This is a genomic window from Peribacillus sp. NPDC096622 (assembly GCF_044762665.1).
GTDB classification, from domain to species: Bacteria; Bacillota; Bacilli; order Bacillales; family DSM-1321; genus Peribacillus; species Peribacillus frigoritolerans_B.
The window spans coordinates 1-20,213 of record NZ_JBIWES010000008.1 but is presented as its reverse complement, the minus strand read 5'-3'; the positions used below and the strand labels follow the sequence as shown (position 1 = coordinate 20,213).

The window sequence follows — 20,213 nt, the reverse complement described above, 5'->3', positions numbered from 1 at the left end:
GATCACGGTCCCTATCACGATCCCGATCCCGATCGCGGTCGCGCCTATTACAGCCCCTTACAGCACGACAAAAATCATCTGCGATTCTATCGTTGTCCCGATCACGATCCCGATCACGATCCCGATCACGGTCCCGATCGTGGTGCCGGTCGCGGTCCCGATCGCGGTCGCGCCTATTACAGCCCCTCACAGCACGACAAAAATCATCTGCGATTCTGTCGTTATTATTGTTGTTATCATGATGATCGTGATTATTGCATCCACATGACATATAAGTCACTCCTTCATAATTTTGTTGTACAAGATATCTTATTCGAGAGCGGACAAGATGCTATAGAAACATGACCCATTTAACAAAAATGTACGGATGCCTAAAGTCATCATCATTAATCTGAAAAGGCCGGTACAACAGGGATTATGGTATTTTTGTGATTGATTTTTCATATCTTTACATATTAAGGTAGAGAAAAAGAACAGCCCTATTTCAGGGGGAATGTACATGTTGAGAGGTAAAATGAAAGCCATAGTCAAACACCATCGAGGTTATGGGGCACAATTACAAGTTGTCGATATACCGGATATTCGTGATGACGAGGTCTTGATCCGGGTGAAAATGACTTCGATCTGCGGAACGGATATTCATATTTTCACCTGGGATGAATGGTCACAAGGAAGAGTGAGTCCACCATACGTATTTGGGCACGAATTTGCTGGGGAAGTAATCGAGATAGGAGCAAGGGTCAGCAATGTTTCAGTTGGTGATTATGTATCTGCCGAAACGCATATAGTTTGCGGTACATGCAGGCAGTGCTTGACCGGTCAATTCCACATTTGTAAAAAAACGGACATTATCGGTGTTGATAAACAAGGTTGCTTTGCAGAGTATATAGCTCTGCCAGCCAAAAATTTATGGAAAAATCCAAGTGATATGCCACTAGATATAGCTACCATCCAAGAACCGATGGGTAATGCAGTCCATTCAGTGCTAGCTGGCGAGGTGCTGGGGAAAACGGTGGCAATAATCGGCTGTGGTCCAATTGGGCTTATGGCGATTGCTGTAGCAAAGGCCGCGGGTGCTGATAAAGTAATCGCTCTTGATATTAATGATTATCGACTTCAGCTTGCCAAAAAGATGGGTGCTACGGACCTCATTCATTCAATTAAACAGGATCCAGTGGAAATCACGAAAAGCCTCACAAGTGCGGAGGGGGTGGATGTTGTTTGTGAAATGAGCGGTAATCCTGCAGCTATCCAACAAGGGTTCAAGATGGCGACGAATGGTGGAAGAATATCTATTCTAAGTCTGCCTTCTAAGCCCGTCACGATTAATATAACAGAGGATATTGTATTCAAGGGTCTTACTGTCCAAGGGATAACTGGAAGGAAGATGTTTTCAACCTGGCAACAGGTTTCAAGTCTGCTAGAAAATGGCAAGGTTGATGTAAAACCAATGATTACCCACCGGTTTTCACTTAGCGATTTTGAAAAGGGATTTGAACTGATGATCAAAGGTCAGTGTGGTAAGGTTCTCCTTATACCTTGAACATCTGAAAAGGTGGAAATTGCATTGTCTGCATTTGAAAATTCTTGAGAGGCTAACTTCGTTTTAGCCTCTTATTTCATGTTTATTTTCAATATTTGTGAAAAATTTCTTACAATTGAAGAAGCCACGACAGAATGATTGTTTCTTGCTGTTAAAAGCTTTATACTATGATAATGTGGATATATCACACTTAATAGCTAATATTTACTGGAAATTCTTAAAAAGGAATCCGTATAAATCCATTTGAAGATAGGTCTTGAAATAGTTGGTGAAAGAAATAAACTAACTATTTTGAAAGGAGATTAACTATGAACGAGAAACAACGATTAGAATCACAACAAGTACAGGCTGAGAATCCAGCGGACAAAAAATCCGAAAAGGACTTCAGTAAGTATTTTCAAGCCGTTTATATTCCCCCTTCCTTAAAAGATGCGAAAAAACGAGGAAAAGAAGAAGTAGAATATCATGATGACTTTGCCATTCCTGAAGGTTTCCGCGGAATGGGAGAAGGTAAAAAGTTTTACATTCGTACTTACGGCTGTCAAATGAACGAACATGATACAGAAGTCATGGCGGGCATCTTTATGGCACTTGGTTATCAGGCGACAGACACGGTGGATGATGCTAACGTCATTTTACTTAACACTTGTGCGATTCGGGAAGGCGCAGAGAATAAAGTGTTCGGTGAATTGGGGCATTTAAAATCATTGAAATTAGAAAAGCCCGATCTATTGCTTGGGGTTTGCGGTTGTATGTCACAAGAGGAGTCAGTTGTAAAGCGGATTCTAGAGAAGCACCATTTTGTAGATATGATTTTCGGAACGCATAATATCCACCGCCTGCCGCAAATTCTTAATGAAGCTTATCTTTCCAAGGAAATGGTCATTGAGGTTTGGTCTAAAGAAGGTGATGTAATCGAGAACCTTCCGAAAGTGCGTAAAGGAAAAACGAAGGCATGGGTCAATATCATGTATGGCTGCGATAAGTTTTGTACATACTGCATCGTACCGTACACAAGAGGGAAAGAAAGAAGCCGCAGGCCTGGAGATATCATCCAAGAAGTCCGTCATTTAGCGGCACAGGGTTACAAGGAAATAACCTTGCTTGGACAGAATGTGAATGCTTACGGTAAAGATTTTACGGATATCGAATATCGTTTCGGCGATTTGATGGATGAAATCCGCAAAATCGACATTCCGCGTATTCGTTTTACGACAAGCCATCCCCGTGATTTTGATGATCACTTGATTGAAGTGCTGGCCAAAGGCGGAAATCTTGTTGACCATATCCATCTACCAGTTCAATCGGGAAGTACGGACACACTTAAAATCATGGCCCGTAAATATACACGCGAACAATATTTAGAGCTAGTAAAAAAGATCAAGGAAGCTATCCCAAGTGCATCGCTAACCACGGATATCATTGTAGGCTATCCGAATGAAACGGAAGAGCACTTTGAAGAAACGATGTCATTATACCGTGAAGTTGGTTTCGATGCAGCATATACTTACATCTATTCACCGCGTGAGGGAACACCGGCTGCGAAAATGCAGGATAATGTACCGATGGAAGTGAAAAAGGAACGTCTGCAACGCTTGAATGCCCTTGTCAATGAAACGTGCGCATTGAAAATGAAAGAGTATGATGGGCAGATTGTTGAAGTGCTCGTTGAAGGCGAAAGCAAGAAGAATGCGGAAGTATTAGCAGGTTATACAACGAAAAATAAGCTCGTGAACTTCAAAGGACCAAAATCCGCTATTGGCAAAATCGTAAAAGTGAAAATCACCGGAACGAAAACATGGTCATTAAATGGGGATATGGTTGAAGAAGCAACGGCGATTGAGGTGGAGTAATATGACTAAATATACTAAAGATGACATTCTGAACAAAGCGGCCGAGCTTGCTGAAATGATCGCCAGCACGGAAGAAGTCGATTTCTTTAAACGGGCAGAAGCTCACATCAATGAAAATCAAAAAATCCGTGAAATGATTGCCAGCATCAAGAGCTTGCAAAAACAGGCTGTAAACTTCCAACATTACGGCAAAGAGAAAGCATACAGCCAAGTTCAAGCAAAAATTGATGCACTGGAAAAACAATTGGATGAACTTCCAATCGTGCAAGAATTCAAACAATCCCAAGTGGATGTAAATGACCTTTTACAAATGGTTTCTTCACAGGTATCGAATAAGGTGACTGACCTGATTATTGAATCGACCGAAGGTGATGTCCTTCGCGGTGAGACAGGTTCACAGGTACAAGCAGGCGGCGGAAGCTGTTCATGAATATTAAAAAAGCCCTTCTGATTTCAGAAGGGCTTTTTTAATATGCGGAAATCCTTATACAGTGCCCATTCGTGACACATATCCCAAAACATGAGCATAAAATAACCTAGGTTTAAAACATTACAGCAGTTTTCAAACAATTAAAATTCTACGCACACTAGACTTTTACCACGCATAGGATGAATGGAAACTGTATGAGGAGGGTTCGCTAGCATGTCACAATATAGAGAGATAATTACTAAAGCGGTGGTGGCAAAAGGACGTAAATTCACAAAGTCCTCTCACACCATTTGCCCGGCTCATCATCCTTCTAGCATTCTAGGTTGTTGGATCATCAACCATAAATACGATGCAAAGAAAGTCGGCAAAAAGGTAGAAATTCACGGCAGCTACGAAATCAACGTCTGGTATTCTTATAACCAAAATTCGAAGACGGAAGTTGTAACTGAAAAAGTGCAATATACCGACGTTATTTCGCTGAAATACCGTGATCCCGATTGTCTTGATGACCATGAAATCGTTGCAAAAGCTGTCCAACAGCCGAATTGTTTAGAAGCTTGCATCTCCCCATGTGGACAAAAAATCATTGTTCATGTGGAAAGGGAATTCTTTGTGGAAGTCGTCGGCGAAACGAAAATTTGTGTCGCTGTAAGTCCAGATGGCCGCTGTGAGGATGACTGGGGCTCTGATTTCGATGATGAGGATTTCGAAGATTTAGATCCGGATTTCCTTGACGAATTCGAAGACGAATAGAATATAGAAATTAATACCGGATGACATTCCCTTCATCCGGTTTTATTTAATTTGAAGCGGGACAAGTACCTATGGCTTTACAAATACAGCTAGCTCACAATATAAAGGATAATTGATTTACCATGCAATTTCGAATACAGGCAATGTTGCTTTCCCGTATGTTATAATGAAGGACATAAAAGTGTAATAGATTTTAGTTTGGAAAGGTTTTGAAGGAATGGCTGGATATACTCCGATGATACAGCAATATTTAAAAATTAAGGCAGAGTATCAGGATGCCTTTTTATTTTTTCGTTTAGGCGATTTTTATGAAATGTTTTTTGACGATGCACTGAATGCATCACAAGAGCTCGAGATCACATTAACGAGCCGAGAAGGCGGTAGTGAAGAGCGAATTCCGATGTGCGGCATTCCGTATCACTCGGCAGCTAATTATATTGATATATTGATAGAAAAAGGATTTAAAGTAGCTATTTGTGAACAAACCGAAGATCCGAAGCAAGCCAAAGGTGTGGTTCGCAGGGAAGTTGTCCAGCTGATTACTCCGGGAACGAAAATGGATAGTAAGGGTCTTCGTGAAAAGGAAAATAATTATATTGCCACCATCACTTATTTTACGGATGGTCAGTTTGGCTTTGGATACAATGATTTATCGACAGGGGAAAATAAGGTTACATTGATTGAGAGTTTCGAGGAAGTTCTTAATGAATTTGCCATCCTTGGTGCGAGTGAAGTGGTCATTGCCGAGGATTTCAATGAAGAATGGAAAAAAAAGTTGCAAGAACGGGGCGCTGCCGCTCTATCCCTAGAGAGTAATTTGGTTCAAAGCGAGTCATTCGTTGCATTGCTTCATTTGCTAAAAGACCAGAAACTGGCGACAACAATCTCACGTTTATTGAATTATCTATACCGTACCCAAAAACGCAGCCTGGATCATTTACAGCCAGTGCTCGCATATGAAACATCACAATATATGAAAATTGATTATTATAGCAAACGCAATTTGGAATTAACTGAAACCATTCGTTCCAAAGGTAAAAAAGGCTCATTATTATGGCTGCTTGATGAAACAAAAACAGCCATGGGCGGAAGGATGTTGAAACAATGGATTGATAGACCGCTCATTAATAAAAAACAGATCGAGCGGAGACAAAGCCTTGTTGAAACCCTGAAAAATCAATACTTCGAACGGCAGGACTTACGTGAACGGCTGAAAGAAGTGTACGACTTGGAGCGGCTTGCCGGAAGGGTGGCCTTCGGGAATGTAAACGCCCGGGACCTGATTCAACTGAAACGTTCATTGCAACAGGTGCCGATCATTCGTGAAATCGTGAAGTCAATGGCTTCCAATCAGGATATTTCAATCCTGGCCGATAAATTGGATCCTTGCGAAGAAGTGACGGATCTGCTTGAAACGGCGCTAGTAGAAAACCCGCCATTGTCCGTGAAGGAAGGGAATATCATTCAGGACGGTTTCCATAAGGAGCTGGATACATACAGGGATGCCAGCAGAAACGGGAAAACTTGGATTGCACAGCTTGAACGCGAAGAGCGGGAACGCACCGGGATCAAATCCTTGAAAATCGGATATAATCGTGTATTTGGCTATTACATTGAAGTCACACGAGCAAATTTGCATCTGCTTGAAGAAGGCCGTTATGAACGGAAGCAAACTTTAACGAATGCCGAACGTTATATCACTCCTGAATTGAAAGAAAAGGAAGCTTTGATTTTACAAGCAGAAGAAAAAAGCATCAGTTTGGAGTATGACCTATTCCTCAATCTTCGTGAAGAGGTCAAAAGCTATATCCCTCGCCTACAGGATTTGGCCAAAGGCGTCAGTGAACTGGATGTCCTGCAGTGCTTTGCGACGATTAGTGAAGAACGCCATTATGTGAAGCCTGTCTTTTCCGGTGATCGAAGAATCGTACTGAAGGAAGGCAGGCATCCAGTGGTCGAGAAAGTTCTTCAATCACAGGAGTATGTCCCAAATGACTGCTTTATGGATGGAGACCGGGAGTTACTCTTGATCACAGGGCCCAATATGTCGGGTAAAAGTACGTATATGCGTCAAATTGCGCTAACATCGATTCTGGCGCAAATTGGATGCTTCGTATCCGCAAGTATAGCTGAATTACCTATTTTTGATAAGGTATTTACCAGGATTGGCGCTGCAGATGATTTGATTTCCGGGCAAAGTACATTCATGGTCGAGATGCTTGAAGCGAGAAATGCCATCATGAATGCGACAGAAAACAGTTTGATATTATTTGATGAAATAGGGCGGGGAACTTCAACTTATGATGGGATGGCGCTTGCTCAGGCCATCATTGAATATATTCATGAGGAAATTGGGGCAAAGACACTCTTTTCGACCCATTATCACGAATTGACTGTATTGGCAACGGAACTGCCAAAATTGAAAAATATCCATGTAAGTGCCATTGAGCAAAATGGAAATGTCGTTTTCCTTCATAAAATTAAAGAAGGGCCAGCAGATAAAAGCTATGGAATTCATGTGGCTAAGCTAGCTGATTTACCGGAGCAGTTAATTGAGCGGGCGGCCGCTATTTTAGCGCAGCTAGAGAATGAAAATGGACAGGCAAAGGCGATTCCTGAACAGCCTGCTGCTGAAAAAGCACCTATTGCCGAAGCTGACCCGGTAACACCCGTCAATGAGGCACAGCTTTCCTTCTTTGGGGAAGAAGCTCCTAAAGGAAGAGTGAATTCTTCACCAAAGGAAAAAAAGGTGCTGGATGACATAAAATCCCTGGATATCCTTGAAATGACGCCGCTTGAGGCAATGAATACCCTTTATAAATTACAAAAGAAACTTAAATGAGAATTAAAGTGAGGCGATAAAAATGGGGAAAATCATACAGCTTGATGAGGCTTTATCTAATAAAATCGCAGCTGGAGAAGTTGTTGAACGCCCAGCCTCAGTCGTTAAGGAACTAGTGGAAAACGCAATAGATGCAAACAGTACCATTATAGAGATTGAATTGGTGGAGGCTGGACTTGGTTCCATTAGGATCGTGGATAATGGCGATGGGATTTTGGCTGATGACATAGAAGCGGCATTTAAACGTCACGCCACTAGTAAAATAAAAGATGAAAATGATCTCTTCCGAATCCGAACACTTGGCTTCCGCGGTGAAGCGATGCCCAGTATTGCTTCAGTTTCCCGTTTTGAAATGAAAAGCAGCACTGGTGAAGGTGTAGGAACGCGCATACTTCTTGAAGGAGGAATGGTTAAGGAACTTGAGGCTTCATCCAGCCGTAAAGGAACGGATATCCTGGTTTCCGACTTGTTTTATAATACTCCTGCAAGGTTGAAATATATGAAAACCATTCATACCGAGCTAGGAAACATTACGGATGTCGCTAACAGGCTCGCACTTTCACATCCGGATGTTTCTATACGGTTAACGCACAATGAGAAGCGTATCCTGCATACGAATGGTAACGGTGATGTCAGGCAGGTGCTAGCCGCAATCTATGGTGCGAATATTGCCAAAAAGATGATTCCGGTTCAGGCAAGTTCCTTGGACTTCAAATTAACAGGATATATCGTCATGCCCGAGATCACCCGGGCTTCGAGGAATTACATTTCAACCATGATAAACGGCCGCTTCATCAAAAACTATGCGCTCGTGAAAGCAATCCTGGATGGCTACCATACACTTCTGCCGATTGGGCGTTTTCCAATTGCTTTGTTAAATATTGAAATGGATCCGATTCTTGTCGATGTCAATGTACATCCATCCAAAATGGAGGTAAGGCTCAGCAAGGAACAGGAATTGTACAGTTTTGTATCGGAAACGATCAAATCTTCGTTTAAAAGGATGTCTCTAATACCAAGCGGATATACACAAACAGCAAAGTCGGAACAGGTGAAAAGTGAGCAAACCACTCTGGAATTGGATCATGTTGTGGAAAACGGCAAGCGTGTTCTTGAAGAAGCCAAGAAAGAAGCTTCACTCTTGAAGGATACCCTGATTCGGGAAAAGCAGGAACAAAAGAGTAATGTGGATCATTTCAATCTTGACCCAATAAAGGAAATAATCTATAGCAATGAACAGCAGCAAATGGAAGATGTCTATGTACCGGTCTTACAAGATGATGAAAGCAAAAATTTCGAGTCGGCCGAAAAGTATACAACCTACACTGTCGAACAAGAGGAAGAAATCGAGGCGAAAGAACCGGACAGCCGAATCCCTCCGATGTACCCGATTGGGCAAATGCATGGAACATATATTTTCGCCCAAAACGAAAAGGGTTTGTATATCATAGACCAGCATGCTGCCCAGGAACGGATCAAATATGAATATTTTAAAGAAAAGGTCGGACGTGTTGAAAACGAGCTACAGGATATGCTTGTTCCCATCACCCTTGAATTTTCAACGGACCAGTGTATCCGGATAGATGAATATCGTCATGAGTTGGAAAAAGTCGGCGTCTATTTAGAAGAGTTTGGCTATAACGCCTATATTGTCCGATCGCATCCACAATGGTTCCCTAAAGGAATTGAACAGGAAATCCTTGAAGAAATGATAGAACAATTGCTATCGATGAAAAAGGTCGACATCAAAAAATTGCGCGAAGAAGCAGCCATCATGATGAGCTGTAAAGCCTCCATAAAGGCTAACCGTCATCTGCGCAATGATGAAATCCAAGCACTATTGGATGAACTGAGGCGGACAACAGATCCCTTCACATGCCCTCATGGAAGACCTATCATCATCTCGTATTCCATTTATGAAATGGAGAAAATGTTCAAACGGATCATGTAATTAAAAGCAATGGAGAACCCTTATGTAATGGGATTCTCCATTGCTTTTTTAGTTCAATGACCAAAAAAATGACCACTTTTATTGTTCCATGCTCTTTTTTATAATAGCTTTTGAAAAGTTTTCTGCCGAGGAGTCCTGTATATTCCGAGCTTTTTGAACGTCCTAATCTTTCTGATACCACTTTAGAACTTCTCCAATCTCCAACATTATAGTTGCATGTGTATGTCGTAAATAATTGAATCCTCTTCATTTCATCATGCATATTTAGAATGTATATAATTTTACCTCCCAGGATTATTACTTGATATTATCAATACTCATTTTTATTGTATCTTTGCAATATGCGAGTCAAATAAGTAAATATAATTGGGTATCATATTTGGTTAACCTATCGATAATAAATATAGTGTTAAATGTATATCACTAGTTGGCGAGTAGGTATATAGAATGATATTGTTTACATAAAAAAGGATGAGAAAACTTGGTTTTAACTATTTTGCTTTATAAGTAGGTGATTTTTTCAGGGTGAGATGAGTCGGGAGGTATATAGTGTTGGTATTTTTCTTCTTCGATAATCAAAATGAAAACGAAATGGAAACTGAGCAACTTAGAGAACTCATGTTAAAATGGAAAAACAAATTCCAGAAAGATGCAAAGAAGCGGACAATTGAATTTTATAGAACTGGATTTAGCACGTTCCTTTATTGATAAGAGAAGTTCTGAGCCAACCGGAAATAGAGTGAATAAACTGTTGCTATAGGGGCAATTTGAGAAACTCTTATATTATAAGAAGAAACTCGGTAGAATATTTAGATTGAATATGGATAATTATATTGGATGACCACCATAATGTAAGGTGTGGGTGAAGTAAATGTATCACTTTTAAACGGGTCATAAAAAGCAATGGAATCCCTATGTAATGGGGGCATCCATTGCTTTTTTCGATTCCGATTTATTAGCCGCAATCCATGAAGTTATAAAGGCCCTTGAACAGGGTTGATCAAGTTCCCTTACTTATCTTCAATAATAATAATACGGGGGATTGGGCTGGACTTGATAGTTGTATGCCGGGACAGTATACCTTTGGTTTTCATAATGAATATTATATTGCGGATATTGCTGCATGTCTTCTTCGGCTGCTCGATGGCAGTTGGCTGGCGGGCCGATGAATGTTGAGGGTTGAACGGGTGCAATTGCTTTTTTCCATTGGTTTTCATCCATGCAATAAGTATGTGCCATTATATTTGCAGGCGTCAATTTCAAGATATCCGAACCGAGGATAACCTCAGGTGTTGGTGCATTAAAAATGGCGAGCAGATGAGTATTATCCGCATTAGCCACTTCATAATGCCACCAACCTTGTGGGACGTTGGCTACTTGACCGGGTTTAATGGGGTAATTTTGAATTTGCTTTGTAAATGGATTCAGTAATGAAACGGTTGCCGCTCCAGAAATGCAATACACTAGCTCTGCTGCATTTTGGTGATAATGCGGTTCTACGACATTGTCTGTACTAAGGTAAATATCTAATAATGAAACATTTTCGAGGGTGTTTAATTGTTTAACACCTAATACATTAATATAGTTTTGCTTGTCTTTTTTCATGAAATTGCTTTTATTGACATCGAAAAAGAATTGTGTGGATGGTGAAGTATAGTCCATATAGGATACCATGAATTTATCATTCCTTTTTTAAGACTTGATTTTTCAGGATATGTTAAATCACATTCTAATGTGCAATAACCCAGTGCGTTATTTGCCTATGGAGCTGATAAGGGGTGCTGATGAACTGTCATTGAATGAATGATAGGCTGTGACTTCGTGTAACGTATCAGTCATTGTTATTATATCAATATTATTTTAAATGTTTTAAAACCGAAACTACTAATCTGATTATTGGATATAATCAATCTTTTAATAAGCAGCATTTCCCCATTGCGTAACTTTAAACTACAGTGATATAATGTTCTCTGTGATTTTAAAGTTTAACATAGGAAGTGGCTAAATTGTCGAACAATTCAAAAGAGAGTAAATTCGTCCCGTACGTCTCTGCATCTAAATCTCTACCGGAATTGACTGCAACTGCAATCATTCTAGGGATCATTCTTGCAATCGTATTCGGGGCGGCAAATGCATACTTAGGCCTACTTATTGGTTTAACTGTCTCTGCTTCTATACCCGCGGCGGTAATTTCAATGGCCATATTAAGAGGGGTTTTTCGCAGGGATTCAATATTAGAAAACAATATTGTGCAAACGATGACCACGGCAGGTGAGGCTATTGGTGCCGGTGCTGTATTTACCATTCCGGCATTATTCATGTGGGACATGGACGTGAGTCAAGCATTCATCATTTTCGTTGTATTAACTGGGGGGTTTTTAGGGGTCTTCATGATGGTTCCCCTTCGCCAGCTTTTGATTGTAAGGGAGCATGAAACATTACCTTATCCAGAAGGCACGGCATGTGCCGAGGTCCTGAAGTCAGGGGAAAAGGGCGGTACAAGCGCCAAGCTAATCGGAGCCGGTTTGGTTATCGGCGGGGTTGTTAAAGGGCTTGGTGATGGGTTTAAGCTTTTCAAGACAGAGGTTGAAACAGGGATCACGAATTTTAAAAATGCAGTGGTTGGTCTTGATGCCTTTCCTTCCCTTTTGGGTGTAGGTTATATTATTGGACCGCGTGTTGCAGGACAAATGCTAGGTGGGGGGTTATTGGCCTGGGTCGTTCTAATACCGGCCATCAGCTTTTTTGGCGGAAACAACGGAACAGCCATTTTCCCTTCAGATGTACCGATCGGTGAATTGGATGCATGGGGAATTTGGGATAATTATATACGCTATATTGGTGCTGGTGCCGTTGCAACTGGCGGATTGATCACTTTGATCAAAACATTACCAATACTTTTCAGTTCAGTTATTGATACTCTTAAAGGCGTAAAAGCAAATAAAGGACAACTAAAATCGGGTTCTATCCGTACAGAACAAGACATACCGGCTAAATACGTTTGGTTGGGAACGATCATCGTAATTTTAATCATTGCTTTCACACCTATAACAGATGTAGGAATCATCGGTGCGATTGCAATCGCGATTTTTGGATTTTTATTCGTGACAGTGGCTTCAAGGGTTGTTGGAATCGTCGGCAGTTCTTCCTCCCCTGTTTCTGGAATGACGATAGCCACTCTATTGATTGTAGCGATCGTCTATAAAGCAACTGGTTTTACTGGTACGACTGGAATGGTAGCCGCGTTAACCGTCGCTGCGATCATTTGTACAGCACTTGCGGTTTCAGGTGATGTTTCCCAAGATCTTAAAACAGGATATATCGTTGGCGGAACACCATGGAAACAACAAGTTGCCATGATGATCGGTGTTGTTGCGTCCGCTTCTGTCATTGGTTTTATCCTGGTTCTGATGGATCACGCATATACGATGGGTTCTGCAGAACTGCCTGCACCTAAAGCGGCGCTTATGAAAATACTTGCCGAAGGTGTTCTAGGTGGAGATTTACCTTGGACTCTAATCTTTATCGGTGCGGCTATTTCCATTACATTAGAGTTTTTCGGTCTGAATTCACTTGTTGTTGCTGTCGGCATTTACTTGCCTGTTCATACTAGTGCCCCAATCATGATCGGTGGATTTATCCGATTCTTCGTTGAGTTCTTCTCGAAAACTAAAGAAGCACTTAAAGCACGGGTTGATAGAGGTGTATTATTTGCCTCTGGTTTAATAGCAGGTGAATCATTGATTGGTGTTCTTATTGCGATATTGATCGCAGCAGGTGTCCAAGTTCCGGCTGCGGCTAAATTAGCCAGCAATTTGCTGCCTTTCTTACTATTCCTTGCTCTAGCTGGCTTGCTTTGGTTCGTATCCAGCAAAGGGAAAAAAGAAGATGCTTCGTAAACGCCAATCAAAAAAGAGGAACCTGTTAACCATGGTTCCCCTTTTGGAAAGTCGCGTCACAATGATACAAGAATCTTCGGAAGCAACTTATTTGGTCATTCAAAGGACCAATTTTGTGGAACGAATTACAATTCGTTTCTTTAAACAACCGTCAGTCCGTAAAATCAAGCTTGATAAGTTTGGGGCATATGCCATTAAACAGATGGAGTTCCAGAGCAATGTAAATCAGATTTCTGAAGCGATGAGTGAACATTTTGGTGAGGAAGCAGAACCAGCCTTACCTCGGTTGATGAAATTTCTGGAGATTCTTGAGACTCATGATTGGATCATATGGAATGATGAAGAATAAAAATGAAAAAAGCTGAAGCTCTTTTGGATGCTTCAGCTTTTTTCTGTTTTGAATATAGTAAACAAAATTATCATTAGGTTTACGACATTCTATTAAACTCGGACTGTAAGTATAGTTATTTGTAATGACTTTATATGTGTTGTATTCTTTTACTGTTAGTCATGATTAATGATTATGTAACTAAAGCAAAATCCAAATGATTGTCTGGACATTCATATAACAAAACCTTACCCTGGATAAGATAACCTTATCCGGGGTTTTAGTTAAGAAGCCCTATATTTAAAAAACATGAAGCAGGTGCATATAACAATGGAAGAAACGAATTATGATGAAATGCTGAACATCAGGACGGGAGGTGAACAAAAAAAATTCAATGATTCTTTGCATTATCACCGATACGAACCTACGCCATACAGCGCATTAGGACTTTTATTCAAAAAATATCCACTGAAAAGAAATGATCGCATTGTGGATTTTGGATGCGGTAAAGGACGCTTGAATTTTTTGATCCATCACTTATATCAATCATCTGTGGTTGGCGTGGAGATGAATGAAAATTTCTATAAAGAAGCGATCGAGAATCTGAATGGCTACATGAAGAAAAGGAAAAACAACAATAATAATATAGAATTCCACTGTTGCTTGGCAGAAGAATATGATATTGATACAAAAGACAATCGTTTTTATTTCTTTAATCCGTTCTCGGTACAGATTTTCATGAAAATCATCAATAACATTTTGCTTTCCTTTGAAAAAGAACCGCGCCAAATCGAACTGATATTATATTATGCTTCACAGGATTATATTTTTTTCCTCGAAAATCAAACCGCCTTCGAACTGAAAAACGAAGTGATGTTACCTGGCTTGACTGAATCGAATCCATTTGAGAAATTCGTCATATACCAACTGTCAAATTGAATGGATATTCGTTTTTTGGTGATAAACAAGTAAATATTAAAAGCACCCAAGCTTTCTTTCATTGATGCTTGGGTGCAAAGAGTGAAGCCAATAAAGGTGCTTAATTTAAAGCATATTGTGAATTCTTTCGGGGCTCATATTGTTTTTCTATATAAATTTGATGCCAAGTCATAAAAGTCAAAATGGTCCAGAGCTTCCTGATGTTGTCCGCTTTATTATTTACATGGTTTTCAAGTAATTTCATGATCTGCGCTTTGTTAAAAAGATAGTCAGTCAGGCTTTCCTGGATACGGAAAGCGAGTGCCTGGAGTGGAATTCAACGTTCCAATCTTACACCCCCCTAAAAAAAACATCGAGTATGTCTACAGTCTAGGATGCCTTTATTAATAAGGCATCCGTCTTATTTCAATAGTTCCGCTCGATGACAAAGTGAGCACGATCGCCTCTAAAGAGAGTTTTAGAGAATTCAATGACCGATCCATCATTTTCATATGTGTAAGTTTCCAATGAAAAACAAGGTGAACCGTTCGGTACCTCCAATTTATCAGAAATGGAATCGTCGGCAAGTGAAAATTCCAAGTGTTCGACCGTCTTTTTTACTTTTAAATCGAATTGTGTTTCAAGTACTTTAAAGAGTGATTTTTCACAGGCTTCGATATTAAGCCCAGGTGTTTTATACCAAGGGAGAAAGGCTATTTCATATTGAAGGGGGATGTCGTTAACGTAACGTATCCTTTCCAGTTTGTTTACGGGGTCTCCAATATTTTGTTTGAAAAGCTTGGCAAGGGTAGCATTTGCTTCAATCACTTTTAAGCTAATGACCTTTGTAGAAGGGTTTTTTCCTTGCATCGTGACTTGTTCAGAGAACTTTTCAACCGTGCTTGTAAGAAATTGCTTGACTTTATTTTCCGAAACGAAAGTACCTTTACCTTGGACACGGTAAATATAGCCTTCGACGTTCAACTGCTGTAAGGCCGTGCGAACTGTTGTCCTGCTTACTCCGTATATTTTACAAAATTCGGCCTCAGTCGGTAATTTTGTATTTGTTTGATATTCGCCATTTTTTATGAGATCGATAATCGATTCCTTGACTATGGAATGCAATGCCGCTTCTTTATTCATGGTCTCCACAGTGATTCCTCCTATGTTCATTCCCAATATATACATATAGATTATCTCGGATAAGTTCAATAATCAACTTTAATTCACAAATTTGTAGTAACAAATTTAAAATTGTGTTGATATTTTTTAAATTTGTTACTACAATGTATGTATGGAGGCAATAATACCCATTTCATATAGCCTTTCAAGGGAAGTGATAAAAAAGTAACATCGATTATTATAAAAATGCGGTTTAGTCTTTCTTGAAAATACTGAATAATCAATCATTAAAAAGGGGGGTAATTTCAATGAATATCTTATTATGTTGTTCTGCAGGGATGTCTACTAGTTTATTAGTTACCAAGATGGAGGAAAGCGCTAAAAAACAAGGGATAGAATGTCAGATATGGGCTGTGGGTTCTACAGAAGTGAACAATGAAATAGATAAGGCTGATGTGATTTTATTAGGTCCGCAGGTTAGATACCTTCTTTCCAAGTTACAGGAAGCGGGGAAAGAAAAGGGAATTCCAGTCGCAACCATCAATCCGATGTTCTATGGACTATGTAATGGTGAAGAAGTACTAAAACAAGCCACTGCTTTAATAAAAGGAGAATAAAGATATGATGACTTTTATTGATAAGTATATTATGCCTGGGGCGGTAAAGGTAGGAAATAACCGGCATTTGCTTGCGATTCGTGACGCATTGATTGGAATGATAGCGATTACAATGATCGGGTCATTCGCCGTCCTGTTTAATAATCTTGGGCAAGTCATCAAGCCTTACGGAAGAATGATGGAGGCCATCTTCGGACCTGCATGGAATACGCTGGGCGGTGATATTTGGTTTGGAACCTTTGCATTCATGACGGTATTCGCTGTATTCGGCATCTCTTATAAATTGGCACGATCATACGGTGACGATGGTTTTGAAGCGATGCTGGTTTCCGCAGCCTGTTTCTTTTTATTATTACCTCAAATCGGAAATGTCACTTTAACTATCGATGATAAGGATGTTACAGGGGGGGCATGGGGTTTTGTAAGCGTGAACTATTTTAATGCTACAGCTCTATTTACAGGAATTGTAGTTGCCTTAATAGCCACTGAAATCTTTGTTAGACTTTCCCGGGTGAAATATTTAGTCATCAAGCTTCCTGATGGAGTACCTCCAGCGGTAGCCCGTTCATTTGCAAAGTTAGTGCCAGGTATGGCAACGATCTTTATTGCTGGAGTATTCGGACTGCTATTCCGTAAAGCTACGGATGGGCAGGTACTGAATGACTGGCTGAGCAAAGTGATTGTATCTCCATTACAAAGTGCAGTAGATTCATTGCCATTCGCTATTTTACTAGTATTTCTTGTTCATTTATTATGGATGATCGGTTTGCATGGACCCAATATCCTTGGCGGGATAACGACACCGCTTTTTGAAAGTTCGGGAGTGAAAAATATCGATTTATATGCACAAGGCGTCAAAGACATGGACCAATACGGGGTATTGGCGGGTTCTTTCCTGGATGCATTTGTTTATTTAGGCGGATCTGGTGCAACATTGGGCCTGATCATTGCCATGATCATTGCCGGTCGGAAACGGTATAAACAGATGATTGCACTCGGAGGGGCGCCAGGAGTGTTCCAGATTAACGAACCCATTCTTTTCGGATTGCCTATCGTTCTGAATCCAATGTGGTTCATCCCATTTGTTCTCGGCCCGGTAATTACAACGGTGATATCTTATATCGCAGTAAGCAGCGGAATGGTTTTCCCGATCGTTGCTAAGATTCCATGGGTAACCCCTCCGATTGTGGGTGGATTCCTGGCCACAGGCGGGCATGTGTCTGGAGCGGTCCTGGCTGCAATCAACCTAGTCATTTCAACAGCGATTTATTTACCATTCGTTTATGCTCAAGTGAAGATAGACACCAAAAATAAAACAGAGCTTACAAAAGATTCAGAAACGCTAAACGTTTAAGAAAGTAGTGATGAAAATGGAAAAAGAAGAATTATACCAACTATCTTTTCAATTGATTTTATATAGCGGGAATGCGAGAAGCTTTGCAATGGAAGCGATGCAGGAAGCAAAGAAAAGGAATTTTGATTCTGCCCGGGTGAAAATAGCCGAAGCAGAAACGGAATTACTGCAAGCCCATAAATACCAAACCCAATTAATCCATGCTGAGGCAGGCGGGGACCATTTTGACCTTCCCATTATCCTGGTGCACGCACAAGATCATTTAATGACAGCGATGACTGTAAAGGATCTTGCAATTGAAATGATTGATCTACGCGAAGAATTCTTACATGCGGATGCCGTGAAGGAGAGGGCTGCTGAATGAGCAAGGGGTTGAAGATCGTCACGATTGGCGGAGGTTCGAGCTATACGCCTGAACTGATCGAAGGTTTCATCAAATATCATGAAGAACTTCCTGTGAGTGAAATTTGGCTCGTGGACATCGAAGCGGGAAAGGAAAAGCTTGAAATTGTCGGGAATTTGGCAAGAAGGATGATTGAAAAAGCTGGTGTGAATATTGAAGTCCATCTCACGCTAGATAGAAAGAAAGCGCTTAAAGGCGCTGATTATGTAACAACCCAGCTGCGGGTTGGCCAGCTCGCAGCTAGGGCTCTTGATGAAAAGATTCCATTGAAACACGGAGTGATCGGACAGGAGACGAATGGACCAGGCGGGCTTTTCAAGGCTTTTAGAACGATTCCCGTCATTCTGGATATTGCTCATGAGATGGAGGAATTATGTCCGGAAGCATGGCTGATTAACTTCACGAATCCTGCGGGAATGGTAACGGAAGCAGTTCTGCGTCACAGTAATATTTCCAAAATCATCGGACTTTGCAATGTGCCGATTGGGATGGAACGAGGTGTTGCGGATTTGATGGATGTAGAGCCATCCAGAGTCCGGATCGACTTTGCTGGCTTGAACCATATGGTTTACGGCTTGGATGTATTCGTTGATGGCAAGAGTGTCAAAGATCAAATCATCAATTTGATTACGGATCCAACTAAAGCTGTCACGATGAAGAATATCCATGCAATGGGCTGGGAGCCGGAATTCCTTAGAGCGTTGAACCTGTTTCCGTGTCCATACCACAACTACTATTATAAAACGGGAGATGTGCTGGCCCAAGAATTGAAGGATGCGGAAAAAGGGGAAACACGTGCAGAGGTCGTTCAAAGACTTGAAGCAGGTTTATTCGAACTATACAAAGACCAAGATCTGGCCATCAAGCCGCCTCAGCTTGAAGAGCGTGGAGGTGCGTACTACAGTGATGCGGCTGTACGGTTGATTTGCTCGATGTATACGGATAAGCGAGATATTCAAGCGGTAAATACGGTCAACCATGGGGCGATTGAAGGCATCCCTTACGGATCGGCGATTGAAACCAGTTGCGTAATAACTAAGGATGGTCCTAAACCAATCAATGTAGGAGAGCTTCCTGTCGCTGTCCGCGGGTTAATTCAGCAAATTAAATCCTTTGAAAGGGTGGCCATCGAAGCTGCAATTTCGGGAGATTATGATACTGCGTTGCTTGCCATGACGATCAATCCACTCGTTCCAAGTGACCGGGTTGCAAAACAGATCTTAGACGAAATGCTGGAGGCACATAAAGATTATCTGCCGCAGTTTTTTGAAAAAAAGGAGTTGCAGGATAATTTATCATGATTGAAGTCCTAGTAAATGCAGATGATTTCGGGTTAACTAAAGCGGTGAATTATGGGATTTTGGATAGCCACAAATATGGAATTGTCAATTCGGCAACGATCATGATGAATGCAAAAGCAACGGAGCATGCGATTGAAATCGCCAAGAAGACAGCATCGTTGAAGGTAGGTATTCACTTAGTGCTGACATGGGGTAAACCTTTGTTGAGTGATGTTCCGAGTTTGGTTGACGAATCTGGTTTCTTTAAGAAGCAAGGTGCGGTATATGGGGATCCTGCCGGTATTTCCTTGAGCGAATTGGAGAGGGAGTGGTCAGCACAAATCGAAAGATTCTTGGAATTTGGTCTATTCCCGACTCATTTCGACAGCCACCATCATGTACATGGAATCAAAGCATTTCTACCGGTTATTAAAAAGCTGTCAGATAAATATGGGTTGCCGGTGCGTAATGCCGGAAGGCACTTTGCTGGGATTCAAACCGTTACAGATGTATTCCTGGATAATTTTTATGGAGAAATGGTGGTAGAAGATTACTTTCAAAACTTGAAGGGGAGGGTAATGGATGGGGAGAGTGTGGAGATAATGACCCATCCTGCTTATATGGATGAAGAATTGAAGGAAGTCTCCTCTTATAATGATAAACGCTTAAAAGAAACCAGGATTTTGACAAATGCAAAATTACCTGAGGGATTTTCCCTTAGATTCAGCATCAACCAAGTAAAGATTTGATTTCTTTAATTACAAAAAAGGGCCATTCATCACAAGATGAATGGTCCTTTTAAATTCTATGAGTGCTTTATCTTATAATTAATAAGCTAGGCTGAATAGGGCTTTGATGTGTGATAGGTAGCGAACATTACTTGCTTCTTTCATCAATGTAGCCGGCAGGCCTTTAAGTGA

17 protein-coding genes are annotated in these 20,213 nt (G+C 40.9%); 14 read left to right on the top strand and 3 right to left on the bottom strand.

Annotated features, from left to right (window positions below):
• Positions 1-502: 502 nt before the first annotated feature.
• From tdh to mutL, 6 genes are all read left to right on the top strand, one after another.
• On the top strand, positions 503-1,543 hold the full coding sequence (gene tdh / locus ACIQYG_RS15380) for an L-threonine 3-dehydrogenase (RefSeq protein ID WP_402839753.1): 1,041 nt from the start codon (positions 503-505) through the stop codon (positions 1,541-1,543).
• Between the two features lie 308 nt (positions 1,544-1,851).
• Complete coding sequence (gene miaB, locus ACIQYG_RS15375; protein WP_402839390.1) at positions 1,852-3,396, top strand: tRNA (N6-isopentenyl adenosine(37)-C2)-methylthiotransferase MiaB; 1,545 nt, start codon at positions 1,852-1,854, stop codon at positions 3,394-3,396.
• Between the two features lies 1 nt (position 3,397).
• Complete coding sequence (locus ACIQYG_RS15370; RefSeq protein ID WP_034313499.1) at positions 3,398-3,826, top strand: YlbF/YmcA family competence regulator; 429 nt, start codon at positions 3,398-3,400, stop codon at positions 3,824-3,826.
• Positions 3,827-4,039: 213 nt separating this feature from the next.
• Positions 4,040-4,579, top strand: coding sequence for an outer spore coat protein CotE (locus ACIQYG_RS15365; protein ID WP_034313495.1), 540 nt, complete (start codon positions 4,040-4,042; stop codon positions 4,577-4,579).
• Positions 4,580-4,796: 217 nt separating this feature from the next.
• On the top strand, positions 4,797-7,421 hold the full coding sequence (gene mutS / locus ACIQYG_RS15360) for a DNA mismatch repair protein MutS (protein ID WP_402839387.1): 2,625 nt from the start codon (positions 4,797-4,799) through the stop codon (positions 7,419-7,421).
• Between the two features lie 22 nt (positions 7,422-7,443).
• Entirely contained in the window at positions 7,444-9,372 is a 1,929-nt protein-coding gene (gene mutL / locus ACIQYG_RS15355; protein WP_402839385.1) for a DNA mismatch repair endonuclease MutL, read from the top strand.
• 1,020 nt (positions 9,373-10,392) lie between these two features.
• Here the strand turns inward: mutL and ACIQYG_RS15350 are convergent.
• Positions 10,393-11,046 (bottom strand): cupin domain-containing protein, encoded by a 654-nt coding sequence (locus ACIQYG_RS15350; RefSeq protein WP_402839383.1) that lies wholly within the window; start codon positions 11,044-11,046, stop codon positions 10,393-10,395.
• A 332-nt stretch (positions 11,047-11,378) separates the two neighbouring features.
• Between ACIQYG_RS15350 and ACIQYG_RS15345 the strand changes: the two genes are divergently transcribed.
• The 3 genes from ACIQYG_RS15345 (at position 11,379) to ACIQYG_RS15335 (ending at position 14,538) form a co-directional block, all read left to right on the top strand.
• Complete coding sequence (locus ACIQYG_RS15345) at positions 11,379-13,271, top strand: OPT family oligopeptide transporter (RefSeq protein WP_402839381.1); 1,893 nt, start codon at positions 11,379-11,381, stop codon at positions 13,269-13,271.
• Positions 13,261-13,620, top strand: a complete 360-nt coding sequence (locus tag ACIQYG_RS15340) for a PqqD family protein (protein ID WP_402839379.1) — start codon at positions 13,261-13,263, stop codon at positions 13,618-13,620. The genes ACIQYG_RS15345 and ACIQYG_RS15340 overlap by 11 nt, the downstream gene beginning before the upstream one ends.
• 309 nt (positions 13,621-13,929) lie before the next feature.
• On the top strand, positions 13,930-14,538 hold the full coding sequence (locus ACIQYG_RS15335; protein WP_402839377.1) for a methyltransferase domain-containing protein: 609 nt from the start codon (positions 13,930-13,932) through the stop codon (positions 14,536-14,538).
• A gap of 405 nt (positions 14,539-14,943) precedes the next feature.
• Here the strand turns inward: ACIQYG_RS15335 and ACIQYG_RS15330 are convergent, their stop codons facing one another.
• Positions 14,944-15,660 carry a GntR family transcriptional regulator gene (locus ACIQYG_RS15330; RefSeq protein ID WP_402839751.1) on the bottom strand — a complete coding sequence of 239 codons (717 nt, stop codon included), beginning with the start codon at positions 15,658-15,660 and terminating at the stop codon, positions 14,944-14,946.
• Between the two features lie 287 nt (positions 15,661-15,947).
• Between ACIQYG_RS15330 and ACIQYG_RS15325 the strand changes: the two genes are divergently transcribed.
• Genes ACIQYG_RS15325 through chbG form a run of 5 tightly spaced genes read left to right on the top strand, consistent with a single transcriptional unit; the run spans position 15,948 to position 20,042 of the window.
• A complete protein-coding gene (locus ACIQYG_RS15325; protein ID WP_402839375.1) occupies positions 15,948-16,256 on the top strand; it encodes a PTS sugar transporter subunit IIB in 309 nt (102 codons plus the stop codon).
• Positions 16,257-16,260: 4 nt separating this feature from the next.
• On the top strand, positions 16,261-17,610 hold the full coding sequence (locus ACIQYG_RS15320; protein ID WP_402839373.1) for a PTS sugar transporter subunit IIC: 1,350 nt from the start codon (positions 16,261-16,263) through the stop codon (positions 17,608-17,610).
• Between the two features lie 16 nt (positions 17,611-17,626).
• Positions 17,627-17,974, top strand: a complete 348-nt coding sequence (locus ACIQYG_RS15315) for a PTS sugar transporter subunit IIA (RefSeq protein WP_402839372.1) — start codon at positions 17,627-17,629, stop codon at positions 17,972-17,974.
• Positions 17,971-19,314: a 6-phospho-beta-glucosidase gene (locus ACIQYG_RS15310; RefSeq protein ID WP_402839370.1), complete on the top strand. Its 1,344-nt coding sequence runs from the start codon at positions 17,971-17,973 to the stop codon at positions 19,312-19,314. Before ACIQYG_RS15315 ends, ACIQYG_RS15310 begins: the two co-directional genes overlap by 4 nt.
• The gene (gene chbG, locus ACIQYG_RS15305; RefSeq protein ID WP_402839369.1) at positions 19,311-20,042 is read left to right on the top strand and encodes a chitin disaccharide deacetylase; all 732 of its coding nucleotides are present in this window, start codon (positions 19,311-19,313) and stop codon (positions 20,040-20,042) included. The genes ACIQYG_RS15310 and chbG overlap by 4 nt, the downstream gene beginning before the upstream one ends.
• Positions 20,043-20,120: 78 nt before the next feature.
• On the opposite strand, the gene ACIQYG_RS15300 is transcribed toward chbG, so the two are convergent.
• Positions 20,121-20,213, bottom strand: a 93-nt coding sequence (locus tag ACIQYG_RS15300) for a hypothetical protein (protein ID WP_225989706.1), incomplete at its 5' end; no start/stop codon positions are given.

Coding starts and splice junctions, on each gene's coding strand:
- ACIQYG_RS15370 (WP_034313499.1), top strand. CDS start 3,398: ATGACTAAATATACTAAAGATGACATTCTGAACAAAGCGGCCGAGCTT.
- ACIQYG_RS15350 (WP_402839383.1), bottom strand. CDS start 11,046: ATGGTATCCTATATGGACTATACTTCACCATCCACACAATTCTTTTTC.
- ACIQYG_RS15330 (WP_402839751.1), bottom strand. CDS start 15,660: ATGAATAAAGAAGCGGCATTGCATTCCATAGTCAAGGAATCGATTATC.
- mutS (WP_402839387.1), top strand. CDS start 4,797: ATGGCTGGATATACTCCGATGATACAGCAATATTTAAAAATTAAGGCA.
- ACIQYG_RS15335 (WP_402839377.1), top strand. CDS start 13,930: ATGGAAGAAACGAATTATGATGAAATGCTGAACATCAGGACGGGAGGT.
- ACIQYG_RS15320 (WP_402839373.1), top strand. CDS start 16,261: ATGATGACTTTTATTGATAAGTATATTATGCCTGGGGCGGTAAAGGTA.
- ACIQYG_RS15325 (WP_402839375.1), top strand. CDS start 15,948: ATGAATATCTTATTATGTTGTTCTGCAGGGATGTCTACTAGTTTATTA.
- ACIQYG_RS15365 (WP_034313495.1), top strand. CDS start 4,040: ATGTCACAATATAGAGAGATAATTACTAAAGCGGTGGTGGCAAAAGGA.
- ACIQYG_RS15315 (WP_402839372.1), top strand. CDS start 17,627: ATGGAAAAAGAAGAATTATACCAACTATCTTTTCAATTGATTTTATAT.
- chbG (WP_402839369.1), top strand. CDS start 19,311: ATGATTGAAGTCCTAGTAAATGCAGATGATTTCGGGTTAACTAAAGCG.
- ACIQYG_RS15310 (WP_402839370.1), top strand. CDS start 17,971: ATGAGCAAGGGGTTGAAGATCGTCACGATTGGCGGAGGTTCGAGCTAT.
- ACIQYG_RS15340 (WP_402839379.1), top strand. CDS start 13,261: ATGCTTCGTAAACGCCAATCAAAAAAGAGGAACCTGTTAACCATGGTT.
- mutL (WP_402839385.1), top strand. CDS start 7,444: ATGGGGAAAATCATACAGCTTGATGAGGCTTTATCTAATAAAATCGCA.
- miaB (WP_402839390.1), top strand. CDS start 1,852: ATGAACGAGAAACAACGATTAGAATCACAACAAGTACAGGCTGAGAAT.